Raw genomic sequence first — 15,368 nt, forward strand, 5'->3', positions numbered from 1 at the left:
TGGGCGGGGAAGGAGCTCCTGACATGACGACGGATGCCGGCGCAGTGATCAGCTCGGGTCGCACGGCCCTGGGGATCGAGCTCGGATCGACCCGGATCAAGGCGGTGCTGATCGGGCCCGACCACGCCCCGCTCGCCGTCGGCAGCCACGACTGGGAGAACCAGTTCGTGGACCGGCTGTGGACCTACTCGCTGGACGCCGTCTGGTCGGGGGTGCAGCAGAGCGTCGCGGCCCTGGCCGAGGACGTGCAGCGTCGCCACGGTGTCGAGCTCGCCGAGGTCGGCGCGCTCGGCGTGTCCGCGATGATGCACGGCTACCTCGCGTTCGACGCCGACGGCGAGCTGCTGACGCCGTTCCGCACCTGGCGCAACACGAACACCGGGCGGGCCGCCGAGCGGCTCAGCGCGGAGTTCGGCTGCAACATCCCGCACCGGTGGAGCGTCGCGCACCTCTACCAGGCGGTGCTGGACCGCGAGGAGCACGTCGGCCGGCTGGACCACCTGACGACCCTGGCCGGCTACGTGCACTGGCAGCTCACCGGCGAGAAGGTCCTCGGCATCGGGGACGCCAGCGGCATGTTCCCGATCGCCGCCGGCACCGGCGGGTACGACACCGCGATGCTGGCCCGGTTCGACCAGCTGGCCACCGAGGCCGGCGTCGAGCTCGACCTTGCCGCGCTGCTGCCGGCCGTCGCCGTCGCCGGTGATCCGGCCGGCACGCTGACCGAGGCCGGCGCGCGGCTGCTGGACCCGGCCGGGCGGCTGCGCCCCGGCGTCCCGCTGTGCCCCCCCGAGGGCGACGCGGGCACCGGCATGGTCGCCACCAACTCGGTCGCCCCGCGCACCGGCAACGTCTCCGCCGGGACGTCGATCTTCGCCATGGTCGTGCTCGAGCGGGAGCTCTCCCGGGCGCACCGGGAGCTGGACCTGGTGACCACCCCGGCCGGCGACCCGGTGGCGATGGTGCACTGCAACAACGGGGCCAGCGAGCTGGACGCCTGGGCCGGGCTGTTCGCCGAGTTCGCCCGGGCGCTGGGGGTCGAGGTCGGCACGTCGCAGGTCTTCCAGACCCTGTTCACCGCCGCGCTCGGCGGTGCCGGCGACGGCGGCGGGATGCTCGCCTACAACTACCTCTCCGGGGAGCCGATCACCGAGTTCGAGGAGGGTCGGCCGCTGTTCCTGCGGTCCCCGGACAGCCGGCTCGACCTCGGCAGCTTCATGCGGACGCACCTGTTCTCGTCCCTGGCCACGCTCCGGATCGGCATGGACGTCCTGCAGAAGAGCGAGGGCGTGCGGCTGGACCGGATGTTCGCGCACGGGGGCCTGTTCAAGACCGAGGGTGTGGCGCAGCGCTTCCTGGCCGCCGCGATCGACACCCCGGTCTCCGTCGGCGACGTCGCGGCGGAGGGCGGTGCGTGGGGGATCGCCGTCCTGGCTGCCTTCGCCGCCGGGCGCTCGCCGGAGCAGGGCCTGGCGGACTACCTGGACGGCACGGTCTTCACCGGCACGAGCCTGAAGACCACCGAGCCCGACCCCACCGACGTCGCGGGCTTCGACGCGTTCATGGAGCGCTGGGTCGCCGCGCTCCCGGTCGAGCGGGCCGCCGTGGAGCACGTGGGGATCGGTTCCCGGCGAACCGACACGACCACAACCGACGTGACCGAGGAGCAGCCGGCATGACCGCCACCACGACCCGCACCGAGCAGGGCACCCACCGCGAGCAGCGCGAGCACGTCGCGGCGCTGCACGCCCACCTGACCCGCTACGAGCTGGTCACCTGGACCTCGGGCAACGTGTCCGAGCGGGTGCCCGGCGAGGACCTGTTCGTCATCAAGGGCAGCGGGGTCGAGTACGACCAGCTGACCTGGGAGGGCATCACCGTCTGCGACCTGGACGGCAACGCGGTCGACGGCGTCCGGGCGCCCTCCAGCGACACCGCCGCGCACGCCTACGTCTACCGCAACATGCCCGAGGTCAACGGGCAGGTGCACACGCACAGCACCTACGCCGCGGCCTGGGCGGCCCGGCACGAGGAGATCCCCTGCGTGCTCACGGCGATGGCCGACGAGTTCGGCGGGCCGATCCCGGTGGGGCCGTTCGCCCTGATCGGTGACGACTCCATCGGCCAGGGCATCGTCGGGACGCTCCAGGGGCACCGCTCCCCGGCCGTGCTGATGAAGAACCACGGCGTCTTCACCATCGGGCCCTCGGCCAAGGCCGCGGTCAAGGCCGCCGTCATGACCGAGGACGTCGCCCGGACAGTGCACCTGTCCCGCCAGCTGGGCGAGCCCGTCCCCATCGCGCCGGCCGACATCGACTCGCTGTACGCGCGTTACCAGAACGTCTACGGACAACGTTGAGCACTGAGGAGCAGCACGTGGCATTCGATGGTCTTGAGATCTGGTTCCTCACCGGCAGCCAGGGGCTGTACGGCGAGGAGACCCTCCAGCAGGTCGCCGAGCAGTCCCAGCGGGTCGCGGCCACGCTCGACGGCGCCGCGGACGTGCCGGTGCGGGTGGTGTGGAAGCCGGTGCTCACCGACGCCGGGGCGATCCGCCGCATCATGGGCGAGGCCAACGAGGACCCGGCCTGCCTGGGCGTGATCACCTGGATGCACACCTTCTCCCCGGCGAAGATGTGGATCTCCGGGATCGACGCGCTGCGCAAGCCGCTGCTGCACCTGCACACCCAGGCCGACGCCGCCCTCCCGTGGGCGACGATCGACATGGACTTCATGAACCTCAACCAGGCTGCGCACGGCGACCGGGAGCACGGGTTCATCCTCACCCGGCTGCGCACGCCCCGGACCACGGTCGCCGGGCACGCCGCCAACCCGCGGGTGCAGGCCCGCGTCGGGTCCTGGGCACGCGCCGCCGCCGGTGCCGCGGCCGCCCGCGGGCTGAAGCTGGCCCGGTTCGGCGACAACATGCGGGACGTCGCGGTGACCGAGGGCGACAAGGTCGAGGCCGAGATCCGCTTCGGCATGTCGGTGAACACCTGGGGGGTCAACGACCTCGTCGCCGTCGTCGACCAGGTGCCCGACGCCGAGGTGGACGTGGTGGTGGCCGAGTACGGCGACCTCTACGAGATCGAGGCCGACCTCCGGCCGGGCGGCGAGCGGCACGAGAGCGTCCGCTACCAGGCCCGGATCGAGGTGGCGCTGCGGCAGTTCCTCACCGACGGCGGGTTCGGCGCGTTCACCACGAACTTCGAGGACCTCGGCGGGCTGCGCCAGCTGCCCGGTCTCGCCGTCCAGCGGCTGATGGCCGACGGGTACGGCTTCGGCGGTGAGGGCGACTGGAAGACGTCGGCGCTGCTGCACGTGCTCAAGACGGCCGCCCAGGGCCTGCCGGGCGGCACCTCCTTCATGGAGGACTACACCTACGACCTGGCCTCGGACACCCCGAAGATCCTCGGGGCGCACATGCTCGAGGTGTGCCCGTCGATCGCCGGGGAGAAGCCCCGCCTCGAGGTGCACCCGCTGGGCATCGGCGGCCGCGAGGACCCGGCCCGCCTGGTCTTCGACGCCGCGCCCGATGCGGGCATCACGCTCGGCTGGTGCGACCTGGGCGACCGGTTCCGCTGGGTCTCCAACGTGATCGACGTGGTCGAGCCGTCCGAGCCGCTGCCGAACCTGCCGGTCGCCCGCGCGGTGTGGGAGCCCCGGCCGGACTTCGAGACGGCGACCGAGGGCTGGCTCACCGCCGGCGGCCCGCACCACACGGTGCTGTCCACCCAGCTCGGCGCGGAGGAGCTCACCGACCTGGCCGAGGTCTTCGACACCGAGCTGGTGCTCATCGACGACGACACCACCCGGCGCAGCCTGGCCAAGGAGCTTCGCTGGAGCGCGGCCTACCACCGCCTCGCCCAGCGCCTCTGACGAAGGACCCCCTCGCTCCCCACCACTCGCAAGCTCGCGGCGGGGCCCTGCGAGGGGGCCGAAAGGCGCTTCAGCTGGCGGTGAGGACGACCGGTAGTTCCTGCAGGCCGCGGATCACGAACTCCGGACGTCGCCGGGCGGGGGCGCCGAGCTCGAGCCGGGTCGTCCGGCGCAGCAGCGCGCCGAAGGAGGCCTGCAGCTCGACCCGGGCCAGCGGCGCCCCGATGCAGAAGTGCACGCCGGCGCCGAAGGAGATGTGCGGGTTGTCCGCGCGGCCGACGTCCAGGGTGTCGGCGTCGGCGAACACCGCCGGGTCCCGGTTCGCGCTGCCCAGCAGGGCGGCGATCTTCTGGCCCCGCGCGACGGTGGCGCCGCCGACCTCGACGTCCTCGGTGGCCGTCCGCTCGAAGAGCTGCAGCGGCGAGTCGAAGCGCATCAGCTCCTCGATCGCCGTGGGCAGCAGCCCCGGGTCGGCGCGCAGCCGCTCGAGCTCGGCGGGGTGCTCCAGCAGGGCGAGCAGGCCGTTGCCGCTGACGTTGACCGTCGCCTCGTGGCCGGCGTTGAGCAGCAGGATGCAGGTGGTCACCAGCTCGTCCTCGGTGAGCCGGTCGCCCTGCGCGTCGCGGACGGTGACGAGGTGGGTCAGCAGGTCCTCCCCGGGCGCCTGCCGCCGCTCGGCCGCCAGCGCCCGCAGGTACCGGACGAACGCGTCAGCGGCCCGCTCGGCGTCGTCCTCGATCTGCGTCGTCCGGCCGTACTCGTACATCTTCACGATCGCGTTCGACCAGGGCCGCAGCAGCGGGCGGTCGGCCTCGGGCACCCCGAGGAGCTCGGCGATGACGGCGACCGGCAGCTCCTCGCTCATCCCGGACAGCACGTCCACCGGGGTCCGCCCGGCCGAGCGCTCGGCCAGCTCGTCGACCAGCGAGTCGGCCAGCTCCTGCACCCAGGGCCGCAACCGCTCGACGTGACCGCGGGCGAACGCCGCGCTGATCAGCCGGCGCAGCCGGGTGTGCGTCGGCGGCTCCATCTCCAGGATCGCGTTGCGGTGGATGAGGTTGAAGCTCTCGAACCGCTCCGCCGGCGCCTTGTCCGACCAGATGCGGCCGAGCCGGCGGTCCCGCAGCACCGCGTTGACCTCCGGGTGGCCGAGGGCCAGCCACATGCCCAGCCCCTCGTGCCACTGGACGGCGGCCCGGGCGCGGGCGGCGGCGAACGCCGGGTACGGGTCGGCGATGACGGCGGGGTCGGTCAGGTCGAGAGGCGCAGCAGCCGGCGTCACCTCGCGGAGCTTATGCGGCGGATCCCCGCGCTCCCGGCCCTCTCGCAGGGGCCCGCCGGGAGCTCGCGAGGGGCGGGGGGCGAGAGGGTCCTCTGTCTACCCTGACCCCATGGCCCGCACCACGACCCGCCGCCCCGCTGCCGCTCCCGCCGCCGGGGAGGTCAACCCGAAGGCCCCCTGCCCGTGCGGCTCCGGCCGCCGGTACAAGCACTGCCACGGCTCCGGCTACGCCCCGCCCGTGCGCCGGCCGTTCGAGGGCCTGACCGGTGAGCCCGACTGGGTGGCGCTGCGCGAGCTGGTCCCGGCGGCGACCGCGACGCTGCGCACCACCGACGGCACCGACGTCCTGCTCGCCAGCGTGCTCCCCGGCGGCACGCCGGCGCTGGTCCGGGCCAACGGCCAGATCCTGCTGGGCCTGCAGCTGGCCACCTCCTCCGACGACATCAGCCGCGACCTGGGGACGTCGCTCGCCGCCGCGCTCGAGGCCCCCGCCGGCGCCCCGGTCGACCCGGGCCCGATCGGCGCCGCCGGCTCCGCCGGGCCCCGGCTGCAGGAGCTGCTGGACCCCAGCGCTCCCTTCGACGTCACCGTGCACGAGGACTTCGGCTTCTGGCTGGAGGGCGCCACCGTCGACCCCGCCGCCCAGGCCGGGCTGGCGCACGCCAACGAGATGGTCATGCCGACCGTGCGGCTGGAGGGGCTGGAGGCCGCGTACTGGTGCCGCCCCGGTGACGAGCGGGCGCACGTCCGCTGGGTCCGCCCGGAGCCGGAGGAGCCGCTGCTGGACGCGCTCGCCCGGCTCTCCGCCGCCGAGCAGCTGACCCTGGGGGAGGGCACCCGCTACGCCGGGGCGTTCCGCGCGCACGGTCTCGTCGTCCCGGTCTGGGACGTGCCCGCCGACGTCCCGGGCGCGGAGTGGGCCGGCCCGTCGGCCGGGCTGCAGTCGCGGCTGGAGGCCGCTCTGGCCGTGACCGACCCGCTGACCGCCGACCAGCGCCGGGCCCGCGCCGGGCTGCTGTCCCGGCAGGTCACACTGCGCTGAAGCGGCCTACCGTGGGGGCCGTACCGCAGGGCTGAGGGAGGGACGACGGGTGGACCACGACGGCATGGGCGGCATGGGGGGCATGCACCTGCCGGAGCTGCCGCCGACCGCGGGGCGGGTCCTGGGCCTGGACCTCGGGTCCGCCTCGCCCGTCGCGTGGCTCGGGGTGCTGCTGGCGGTCGGCTACGGCCTGGGCCTGTGGCGGCTGCAGCGGCGCGGCGTGCCGTGGCCGGTCGGGCGGACCGCCGCCTGGCTGGTCGGCTGCGCGTCGCTGTCCTACGTGACCGCGAGCGGCCTGCAGACCTACAGCATGGGCATGTTCAGCCTGCACATGGTGCAGCACATGGTGCTGACCATGCTCGCGCCGCTGTTCCTGCTGATGGGCGCGCCCGTCACTCTGGCGCTGCGCGGGCTCCCCGCCGTCCCGGGGCCGGCGGGCATGCCGCGCCGGGTGCTGCTGAGCTGCCTGCACAGCCGGCCGGCGCAGGCGGTCGCCTCGCCGCTGTTCACCGTGCCGCTGTTCATCGCCAGCCTCTACGGCGTCTACTTCACCCCGGTCTTCGACGACCTGATGGCGTCGACGCCCGGGCACACGTTCATGCTGCTGCACTTCCTGATGACCGGGCTGCTGTTCTTCGGGCCGATCCTGGCGGTCGACCCGTGGCCGCGGCGTTCCAGCCATGGCGGCCGGATGCTGGAGCTGCTGCTGCCGGCGCCGTTCCACGCCTTCTTCGGCGTCATCGTGATCATGAGCAACACGCTGCTGCTGTCCAGCTACGCGAACCCGCCGGCGTCCTGGGGCATCGACCCGCTCTACGACCAGGGCGCGGCCGGCGGCATCGCCTGGTCCTTCGGTGAGTTCCCGACGGTGCTCGTGCTCGCGGTGGTCTTCTTCTCCTGGACCCGCAGCGAGGAGCGCGCCAACCGGGCCGCCGACCGCGCCCACGACCGGGCGGTCGCCCGCGGGGAGAGCGGCGAGGACCCGGCGCTGACCGCCTACAACGAGCGCCTCCGCCGGCTGGCCGCCCCGAACCCCTGACCCGAGGGGCCTTGTTGGCCAACACGGCCCTGCAGGTCAGGACGGGCGGCGGCTGCGGGGGTGGTCGGCAGTGACCAGCGCCTGCACCAGGTCGGCGCGGGCCCGCGCGACCCGGGACCGGATGGTCCCGATCGGGCAGCCCACCACCTCGGCGGCCTCGGCGTAGGGCAGCCCGATCAGCTGGGTGAGCACGAAGGCCTCCCGGCGCTCGGGCTCCAGCCGGTCGAGGACGTCCTGGGCGGCGACCGTGCCGGCGACCTCGTCGGGAGGCGTGTCGCGGTCGAGCGCGGCCAGGTCGGTGTCCTCGCCGACCAGCACCAGCCCCCGCCGCTTCTTCGCGCGCAGGTGGTCGGCGCAGACCCGGCGGGCGATGGAGAGCAGCCAGGTGCGCAGCGAGGACCGGCCCTCGAACCGGACGAGCGCCGGCAGCGCGCGCAGGTAGGTCTCCTGGGTGAGGTCCTCGGCCACCTGGCGGTCGGCGAGGTGGGCGCACAGCCGCCACACGTCGGCCTGCGTCTCCCTGATCAGCGCGGCCTGTGCCGCCGTGTCCCCGCCGGCCGCCCGAGCCGCGAGACGTTCCAGCTGTTCCACGTCACCCTCCGGGAACTCCGCGTCCGTCGGCGGCGACTGTGCCAGCGTGGGCTGTGCAACATGTCGTGAGGCCGTCTCGGCGACGCTGGACGGCGAGTCGCCGGGCGTGCCGCAGCGCTGGGTCGACGAGCACCTCGACGGGTGTGCGGCCTGCCGCGGCTGGGCCGACGCCGCCGCCGCGGTGACCCGGCGGGCCCGGCTGGTCCCGGCGGAACCGGTGCCGGACGTGACCGCCGCCGTGCTGGCGCGGCTGCCGGTCGCCCCGGCCCGCCGCCGCCGGCACGGCTGGGACGCCGGGCTGCGGCTCGTCCTGCTCGCCGTCGGTGCCGGGCAGCTCGCGGTCAGCGTCCCGGCGCTGTCCGGGAGGATGACCGGCATGGCCGCCCCGGTGCACCTCGCGCACGAGACCGGCGCGTGGAACCTCGGGCTGGCCGCCTGCTTCCTCGTCGTCGCCGTCCTGCCCCGGCTGGCCGCGGGCGCGCTGCCGTTCCTGCTGCCCTTCACCGCCGTGCTCAGCTGGGTCACCCTCGGCGACCTGCGCGCCGGGCACGTGCACTCCGACCGCGCCGTGGCGCACCTGCTGCTGCTCGGCGGCGCCGTCCTGGTCAGCGCGCTGGCGCTGCGCCACCGGGCGCCGCGCGGCGGTCCGGCCCGGGCGTCCCGGCCGTGGCCGGACCGGCTGACCGCGTGGCGGCGCCCCGACCCGGCCGGGACGGCGGCCGGGCCGGTCGGCGTCACGGCCGACTGGCCGCGGGACGCCACCGCGACCGCGGGGGAGCGCCGCGCCGCCTGACCGGCCGGGTCACCCGGCCGGCAGCGGCTCCCGCAGCACCGGGCACGACATGCACCGCGGGCCGCCGCGGCCACTGCCCAGCTCGGAGCCGGAGATGGCGACGACCTCGATCCCGGCCGCCTCCAGGGCGGCGTTGGTGACGGTGTTGCGCTCGTAGGCGACGGCCAGCCGGGGGGCGAGGGCGAGGGTGTTGTTGCCGTCGTCCCACTGCTCGCGCTCGGCGGTCACCGGGTCCAGGCCGGTGTCGATCACCCGCAGCCGGTCGATGCCCATCGCGGTGGCCGCGGCGACCAGGAAGGGCTGCGGGCCCTCCACGGACAGCTCGGAGGTGTCCGCGTCGTCGGGCGGCTCGCCCCCGGCGGTGACCGTCCAGGCCTGCAGCGAGTCGGCGACGGCCGGGTACATGACCATCGCGTCGACGTCGACCATCGTGCAGATGGTGTCCAGGTGCATCGTCGCCCGCTCCTGGGCGATCGGGACGACGAGGACCGTGTGCGCCAGCCCCCGGGCGAACACCCGGCGGGCCAGCCGCTCGGCGCCCCCGGCCGTCGTCCGCTCGCCCACGCCGACGGCCAGCACGCCGGGGGACAGCAGCAGCACGTCCCCGCCCTCCAGGTGCTCCAGCTGGGGCCCGTAGAGCTGGCCGACCCCGGCGAAGCGGGGGTGGTGGGCGTAGAGCGCGGCGGTCAGCGCGCTCTCCCGGTCGCGGGCGGGCATGGCCAGCGAGGTCACCGCGACCTGGCTGCCCACCCAGACCGACGAGTCGCGGGTGAACATCAGGTTGGGCAGCGGCGGGACGACGAACTCCCCCCGGCTCATCAGCTGGTAGGCCAGGCCGCGGCCGCCGCGCAGCTCGTCGTGGGCGACCCCGGTGATCAGCGCGGTGGCGAGGTCCTCGGGCGCCAGGCCCGCCAGGTGGGCGGTGGTCGCGTGCCGGAGGGTGGCGCCCAGCCGCGGGTCGTCGACCGCGGCGGCGATCACCTCCGCCCGGGCCGCGGGCACGCTCATCACCTCGGCCAGCAACCGGTCCAGGTGCAGCACCTCCACGCCCCGGCCGGTGAGCGCGGCTGCGAACGCGTCGTGCTCCTCCTGCGCGCGGGCGACCCAGGGCACGCCGTCGAAGAGCAGCTGGTCGTTGTTGCGCGGGGTGAGGCGCCGCAGCTCGGCTCCGGGGCGGTGCAGCAGCACGGTGCGCAGCCGCCCCACCTCGCTGGTCACGCCCGAGCGAGCGGCGAGAGTGGTCATACCCCGAGCCTGGTCGATCATGGGCTCGTCGGCCAGCGCGGACGGGGGCCGTGGTCCACTACGACGGTGGACCGCCCCGACCCGCGCCGCGGCACCCCGGCCGGCCCGCCGCGGTGGCTGCTGGTGCTGCTCGCGGCCGGCACGTCGCGGCTGCTCGCCCTGCGGCTGCCCCCGGTCCGCCGTCCGCCGCGGAGCTGAGACAGCCGGGGCGGCGGGCGCTCAGGCGGTGGTCGGGGTGCCGTTCGTCCGGGGCAGCAGCCGGGAGAGCCCGGCCTGGGCCAGCACCGGCCGCAGGTGCTCGGGCACCGCGGTCAGCTCGAGCTCCCCACCGCGCCGGCGCGGCTTGCGGGCCAGGTGCACCAGCAGCTCGAGCCCGGCCGCGCTGAGCGTGGTCACCGCGCCCAGGTCGGCGCGGGCCGGCCAGGAGGCGGGGGGCACCGCCAGGCGGAACCGGCGCACGGCCTCGCGGTCGATGGAGCCGCTGAACCGCAGCAGCGGCCCGGTCGCGTCCTCGGCCCAGGCGACCTCGCCGTCCGGACGTGGTTCGGTGTCCGGCGCCATGTCGGTCCGGTACCCCGCCGGAGGTGCCGAAACGTCAGTCGGGCAGCAGCACGCCCGGGTTGCAGATGCCCTGCGGGTCCAGCCGCCGCTTGACCGCGCGCAGCACGTCCACGCCCAGCGGCCCGATCTCCTGCGCGAGCCACGGCCGGTGGTCGACGCCGACGCCGTGGTGGTGGGTGAGGGTGCCCCCAGCGGCCAGCAGGGCGTCGGTGGCCGCGCGCTTGGCGGTGAGCCACTGCTGGATCGGCAGGTCGTCGTCCCGGTCGGCGAGCACCGTCAGGTACAGCGAGGCGCCGGTCGGGTAGCCGTGGGACACGTGCGTCATCACCAGCGGACGGCGGCCCGAGCCGGTCAGCGCACCCCGCAACGCCCGGCGGACGGCGTCGTAGACCCCGGGCAGGGCGCTCCAGGTGGCCGCCGTCTCCAGCGTCTCGACCAGCAGCCCGCTGTCCAGCAGCCGGTCCCGCAGGTAGGGGGCGGCGAACCGGTGCCGCACCCACGACCTCCCGACCCGGCTCCCCAGCCGCACCGCACCGCCGTCCCGCAGCACCGAGGAGGCCGCGGACCGGCGTGCGCGGACGATCGTCGGCAGCCCCTCCCAGCCGACCACCAGCAGGCAGCCGTCGCCGCGCCGCCGGGCGCGCAGCGTGCCGCGGAGCGCGCGGGCGCCCAGGCCGCCGGACTGGCGGAGCGAGACCCGGGTCTCGTCGGGGTCGGACAGCCGGACGACGTCGGGCAGCAGGTCGTGCCGGGCAAGCCGCTGCAGCGCCGCCAGCCCCGCGGCCCAGCTGCGGAACGACCAGCCCTCGTGGTGCGAGCTCCGTGGCCTCGGCCGCACCCGGAGCCGCAGCTCGGTGATGACGCCGAGCGTCCCCTCCGACCCCAGCGCGAGGGCGAGCAGGTCGGGGCCGGCCGCCGACGCCGGGGGCGTCCCCAGCTCGAGGACCCCGGAGGGGGTGGCCAGGGTCAGCCCGGCGACCAGGTCGTCGAAGCGGCCCACCCCGGTGGAGGACTGCCCGGCCGACCGGGTCGCCGCGTACCCGCCGAGGGTCGCGAACTCCCAGCTCTGCGGCAGGTGGCCGAGGGTCAGGCCCTCCGGCGCCAGCGCCTCCTCCAGCGCCGGCCCGCGCATCCCCGGCCCGACGGTGACCAGCGCGGAGGGCACGTCCAGCGCCCGCACGCCGGCCATCCGGCGCAGGTCGACCGCGACCACCGGCCGGTCGTCGGCGTCGGTGCCGGCCAGGCCGCCGACCACGCTGGTGCCGCCGCCGAAGGGGACGACGACCACGCCGAGGTCACCGCAGGTCCGCAGCAGCGCGGCGACCTGCTCCGTGCCGTCGGGCAGCAGGACGGCGTCCGGGGCGTCGCTGGCGTCCCCCTCCCGCCGGCGCAGCAGGTCCAGGTAGCTCTTGCCGCCGGCGTGGCCGAGCCGGGAGGGCCGGTCGTCGAGCACTGCGTCCTCGCCCAGCAGCGCGACGAACCGGGCGCGGGCGTCCGCGGGCAGCCGCGAGGGGGCCAGCCGGATCTCCCGCACCGGCACCGGCGGCGTCGGCCGCGGCGTCCAGCCCAGTTCCTTGGCCAGCAGCTTGCGCGCGGCCCGGGGCAGCTTGTCGCCGGTGTCCGGGGCGAGCTCCAGCACGCCGTCGTCGGGGGAGACGGCGCCCTCCCGGGCGGCCACCGTCGCGACGCGGTGGCCCGAGGGGCCCCAGCCCTGGACGGTGAGTTCGGGGAGGTCAGCCACGGCTACAGTCTGCCGGTGCCCGGGCGCCGCTCGACGGACCTCCACCTGCCCGGGGTGCTCGACGCCCGGCAGCGCGAGCGGGACCTGGCCGCCCTGTCCTGCTCGGGCGTCGACGTGCTGGTCGTCGGCGGGGGTGTCACCGGGGCCGGCGTGGCCCTGGACGCCGCCGCCCGGGGGCTCACCGTGGCGCTGTGCGAGCGCACCGACCTGGCGGCGGGGACCAGCCGCTGGTCGTCCAAGCTGGTGCACGGCGGCCTGCGGTACCTGGCGCACGGCGAGCTCGGACTGGCCCGGGAGAGCGCCCGCGAGCGCGCCGTCCTGATGGGCGTGACCGCGCCGCACCTGGTGCGGCGGCTGCCGTTCCTCGTGCCGGACGTCGCCGGGCGGGACGTCACCGCGCTCGCGGCCCTCGGCGGCCGGCTGGGCGACGCGGTGCGGGTGTCGGTGCCGGGCGGACGCCGGTCGTTGCACGGCACGTCGCGCGTCCCCGCCGCGACCGTCGCCCGGCTGGTGCCCGGCGTGCGGGCGGGCCGCGGCGGCGTGGTCCTCTGGGACGGCCAGCTCACCGACGACGCCCGGCTGGTGGTCGCGCTGGCGCGGACCGCCGCGGCGTACGGGGCGCGGGTCCTCACCGGGGCGACGGTCACCGGGGTCGACGGGGACCGGGTGCAGCTCGCCGTGGACGGCGCCGCGACGACCGTGCGCGCCCGGGTGGTGGTGAACGCGGCGGGGGTGTGGGCGCAGCGGCTGGCGCCCGGCGTCCGGCTGGTTCCCTCGCGGGGCTCGCACCTGGTGCTGCCGGCCGGGCTGCTGGGCTCGCCGACGGCTGCGCTGACCGTGCCGCTGCCCGGCTCCCGGTCCCGCTACGTGTTCGCCCTGCCGCAGGAGCGCGGGCTGGTCTACCTCGGCACCACCGACGAGCCGGTCACCGGGCCGGTGCCCGACGACGACCCGGTGCCCGGGCCGGCGGAGGTGCAGCAGCTGCTCGCCACGGTCAACCAGGTGCTGGACGTGCCGCTGACGCACCGCGACGTGGTCGGCGCCTACGCGGGACTGCGCCCGCTCGTGCTGCCCGCGTCCGCGGGAGCCGGGCGCGGTGACGCGACGGCCGACCTGTCCCGCCGGCACCTGCTGAGCTGGGACGGCCCGGTGCTCACCGTGGTCGGCGGGAAGCTGACCACCTACCGCGCGATGGCGGCCGACGCCGTGGACGCCGTCGTCGCCCGGCTGGGCCGGGGCGCCCGCCGGTCACCGACCGCCCGGCTGCCGCTGGTCGGTGCCGCGCCGGCTCCGGCGCTGGCCCGGGTGGGCGCTCCCGCGCGGCTGGTGCGCCGGTACGGCACCGAGGCGCCGCTGGTCGGGGGGCTCGGGGGAGAACCGGTGGTCGAGGGGCGTCCGGAGACGGTGGGGGAGCTGAGGTTCGCGGTACGCGCCGAAGGTGCACGCTCCGTGGCCGACCTGCTCGACCGCCGGACCAGGATCGGCCTGGTGGGGGCCGAGCGGGCGGCGGCGGCGGAGGTCGCCGCGGCGGTGATCCGCTCCGAAGCGTGACCGGTCCGGGTCAACCCCGGCGGTGTGGTGCCGATGACAGTCCTGCAGGGGGACGAACGGGCGTCACTGCAGGACGGGGGTGGCGACGTGAGCCTGTCGAGTGGGCACGGTGCGGGTCCGGTGGCGGGTACTGCGGTGCCGTCGGCCTGGTGGTTGGTCGACGCGGACCAGCGGGTCCTCGCCGGGCCGTTCAGCAGCCGGCTGGACGCCGCGCTGGCCGAGCTCTCCTCGCCGGGCGTCGAGGTGGCGCCGCTGTACCCGGCGCACGGCATCCGCCGCGAGGACGGCATGCTGGTCTCGCGGTTCTCCCCGGACGACCGGGCCTGGCTCGCGCACCTGTCCGACCAGCTCGACCGGCTCGCCGACGACTGGGACGCCCTCATCGACGACGCCGACCCGCTGACCGGGCTGGTCTGCGAGGTGGCCGCCGCGGTGGCCGAGGCCGGGCTGCCGCTGCACGACTGCGCCGGTCGCACGGACAGCCGGCAGCTGGGCGGGGTCTGCCTGACGCCCGCGCCGGGTCAGCACGGGGTGCTCGTCTCCTGGACCCAGCACGACCGGATGGCGCTGGGCCGGGTCCGCGGGCACGCCGCCGACCTCGCGGCGCAGGAGGTCATGAACCACGCGATCGCCGGAGTGCTGGCCGCCTTCGGCTTCGAGCTGGAGCCGTTCGGCGAGGCGTCCGGCCACGTCGTGCGGGCCGCCGGCTCGCCGCCTGGTCTCACTGAATGGGAATGACTTCCCACTGAATGGACCGATGCGCGAGGATCGCCCGGTGGACACCTACACCCACGGGCACGCCGACCCGGTCCTGCAGTCCCACCGCTGGCGCACGGTGGAGAACTCCGCCGGGTACCTCGCGCCGCACCTGCGCGCCGGGCTGGACGTCCTCGACGTGGGCTGCGGCCCCGGCACGATCACCGTCGACCTGGCCGCGCGGGTGGCGCCGGGGCGGGTCGTCGGGCTCGACGTCTCGGCGGCCCCGCTGGACGAGGCGCGGGCGGCCGCCGACCGGGCCGGGGTGGCCGTCGAGTTCGCCGTCGGCGACGTCTACGCCCTCGCGGCGGCCGACGACTCCGTCGACGTCGTGCACGCCCACCAGGTGCTGCAGCACCTGACCGACCCGGTCGCCGCGCTGCGGGAGATGGCCCGGGTCTGCCGGCCCGGCGGGCTGGTCGCCGTCCGGGACGTCGACTACGCGGCCACCACCTGGTTCCCGGCCAACCCGGGGCTGGACCGCTGGCTGGCGCTGTACGGGCAGGTGGCTCGCCGCAACGACGCCGAGCCGGACACCGGGCGCCGGCTGCTCGCCTGGGCGCACGCGGCCGGCCTGCGCGAGGTGACCGCCACGACGTCGGCCTGGTGCTACGCCACCCCGGCCGAGCGCAGGTGGTGGGGGAGCTCCTGGGCCGGACGGGCGACCGCGTCGTCCTTCGCCGAGCAGGCCGTGGCCTACGGCCTGGCGTCCGCCGGTGAGCTGGACGCGATCGCCGCCGCCTGGCTCGAGTGGGCGGCCGCCGACGACGGCTGGCTCGGCATGCTGCACGGCGAGCTGCTCATCCAGGTGACGTGATGGAACGGCCCCCTCGCAGGGTCCCGCCCTGAGCTCGCGAAGGACGGGGGGCGAGGGGGTCCTTCGTCAGC

General features: G+C 75.9%; 15 protein-coding genes. 10 read left to right on the forward strand and 5 right to left on the reverse strand.

The window, feature by feature from the left end:
- The first annotated feature begins 23 nt into the window (after positions 1 to 23).
- Genes FHL80_RS12730 through araA form a run of 3 tightly spaced genes read left to right on the forward strand, consistent with a single transcriptional unit; the run spans position 24 to position 3,879 of the window.
- Positions 24 to 1,679: a xylulokinase gene (locus tag FHL80_RS12730; protein ID WP_138733783.1), complete on the forward strand. Its 1,656-nt coding sequence runs from the start codon at positions 24 to 26 to the stop codon at positions 1,677 to 1,679.
- Positions 1,676 to 2,359: an L-ribulose-5-phosphate 4-epimerase gene (locus tag FHL80_RS12735; RefSeq protein ID WP_138733784.1), complete on the forward strand. Its 684-nt coding sequence runs from the start codon at positions 1,676 to 1,678 to the stop codon at positions 2,357 to 2,359. The genes FHL80_RS12730 and FHL80_RS12735 overlap by 4 nt, the downstream gene beginning before the upstream one ends.
- Positions 2,360 to 2,376: 17 nt before the next feature.
- The gene (araA, locus tag FHL80_RS12740) at positions 2,377 to 3,879 is read left to right on the forward strand and encodes an L-arabinose isomerase (RefSeq protein ID WP_138733785.1); all 1,503 of its coding nucleotides are present in this window, start codon (positions 2,377 to 2,379) and stop codon (positions 3,877 to 3,879) included.
- A 70-nt stretch (positions 3,880 to 3,949) separates the two neighbouring features.
- Here araA and FHL80_RS12745 read toward each other — a convergent pair whose 3' ends face one another.
- On the reverse strand, positions 3,950 to 5,161 hold the full coding sequence (locus FHL80_RS12745; RefSeq protein ID WP_138733786.1) for a cytochrome P450: 1,212 nt from the start codon (positions 5,159 to 5,161) through the stop codon (positions 3,950 to 3,952).
- 109 nt (positions 5,162 to 5,270) lie between these two features.
- Here FHL80_RS12745 and FHL80_RS12750 point away from each other — a divergent pair, with 109 nt between their 5' ends.
- Complete coding sequence (locus FHL80_RS12750; protein ID WP_138733787.1) at positions 5,271 to 6,203, forward strand: DUF5926 family protein; 933 nt, start codon at positions 5,271 to 5,273, stop codon at positions 6,201 to 6,203.
- A 49-nt stretch (positions 6,204 to 6,252) separates the two neighbouring features.
- Positions 6,253 to 7,242 (forward strand): cytochrome c oxidase assembly protein, encoded by a 990-nt coding sequence (locus FHL80_RS12755; RefSeq protein WP_138733788.1) that lies wholly within the window; start codon positions 6,253 to 6,255, stop codon positions 7,240 to 7,242.
- A 36-nt stretch (positions 7,243 to 7,278) separates the two neighbouring features.
- Here the strand turns inward: FHL80_RS12755 and FHL80_RS12760 are convergent, their stop codons facing one another.
- Positions 7,279 to 7,833 carry a sigma-70 family RNA polymerase sigma factor gene (locus FHL80_RS12760; RefSeq protein WP_138733789.1) on the reverse strand — a complete coding sequence of 185 codons (555 nt, stop codon included), beginning with the start codon at positions 7,831 to 7,833 and terminating at the stop codon, positions 7,279 to 7,281.
- Positions 7,834 to 7,879: 46 nt separating this feature from the next.
- Between FHL80_RS12760 and FHL80_RS12765 the strand changes: the two genes are divergently transcribed.
- Positions 7,880 to 8,626: a zf-HC2 domain-containing protein gene (locus FHL80_RS12765; protein ID WP_138733790.1), complete on the forward strand. Its 747-nt coding sequence runs from the start codon at positions 7,880 to 7,882 to the stop codon at positions 8,624 to 8,626.
- 9 nt (positions 8,627 to 8,635) lie between these two features.
- Here FHL80_RS12765 and FHL80_RS12770 read toward each other — a convergent pair whose 3' ends face one another.
- The gene (locus FHL80_RS12770; protein ID WP_138733791.1) at positions 8,636 to 9,871 is read right to left on the reverse strand and encodes an arginine deiminase; all 1,236 of its coding nucleotides are present in this window, start codon (positions 9,869 to 9,871) and stop codon (positions 8,636 to 8,638) included.
- Positions 9,872 to 9,937: 66 nt separating this feature from the next.
- Here FHL80_RS12770 and FHL80_RS26720 point away from each other — a divergent pair, with 66 nt between their 5' ends.
- A complete protein-coding gene (locus tag FHL80_RS26720; protein ID WP_281283476.1) occupies positions 9,938 to 10,069 on the forward strand; it encodes a hypothetical protein in 132 nt (43 codons plus the stop codon).
- Positions 10,070 to 10,090: 21 nt separating this feature from the next.
- Here FHL80_RS26720 and FHL80_RS12775 read toward each other — a convergent pair whose 3' ends face one another.
- Both FHL80_RS12775 and FHL80_RS12780 read right to left on the reverse strand, forming a co-directional pair.
- On the reverse strand, positions 10,091 to 10,432 hold the full coding sequence (locus tag FHL80_RS12775) for an STAS domain-containing protein (protein WP_138733792.1): 342 nt from the start codon (positions 10,430 to 10,432) through the stop codon (positions 10,091 to 10,093).
- 34 nt (positions 10,433 to 10,466) lie between these two features.
- The gene (locus tag FHL80_RS12780; protein ID WP_138733793.1) at positions 10,467 to 12,173 is read right to left on the reverse strand and encodes an FAD-binding oxidoreductase; all 1,707 of its coding nucleotides are present in this window, start codon (positions 12,171 to 12,173) and stop codon (positions 10,467 to 10,469) included.
- Positions 12,174 to 12,188: 15 nt separating this feature from the next.
- Between FHL80_RS12780 and FHL80_RS12785 the strand changes: the two genes are divergently transcribed.
- The 3 genes from FHL80_RS12785 to FHL80_RS26725 all read left to right on the forward strand — a co-directional run bounded on the left by FHL80_RS12785 (position 12,189) and on the right by FHL80_RS26725 (position 15,297).
- Positions 12,189 to 13,724, forward strand: coding sequence for a glycerol-3-phosphate dehydrogenase/oxidase (locus FHL80_RS12785; RefSeq protein WP_246078648.1), 1,536 nt, complete (start codon positions 12,189 to 12,191; stop codon positions 13,722 to 13,724).
- Between the two features lie 87 nt (positions 13,725 to 13,811).
- Entirely contained in the window at positions 13,812 to 14,462 is a 651-nt protein-coding gene (locus tag FHL80_RS12790; protein ID WP_138733794.1) for a hypothetical protein, read from the forward strand.
- A gap of 37 nt (positions 14,463 to 14,499) precedes the next feature.
- On the forward strand, positions 14,500 to 15,297 hold the full coding sequence (locus FHL80_RS26725; RefSeq protein WP_216870688.1) for a methyltransferase domain-containing protein: 798 nt from the start codon (positions 14,500 to 14,502) through the stop codon (positions 15,295 to 15,297).
- The last annotated feature ends 71 nt before the right edge of the window (positions 15,298 to 15,368 follow it).

Origin of the sequence: Modestobacter excelsi, from assembly GCF_005930495.1 — a bacterium.
GTDB lineage: Bacteria > Actinomycetota > Actinomycetes > Mycobacteriales > Geodermatophilaceae > Modestobacter > Modestobacter excelsi.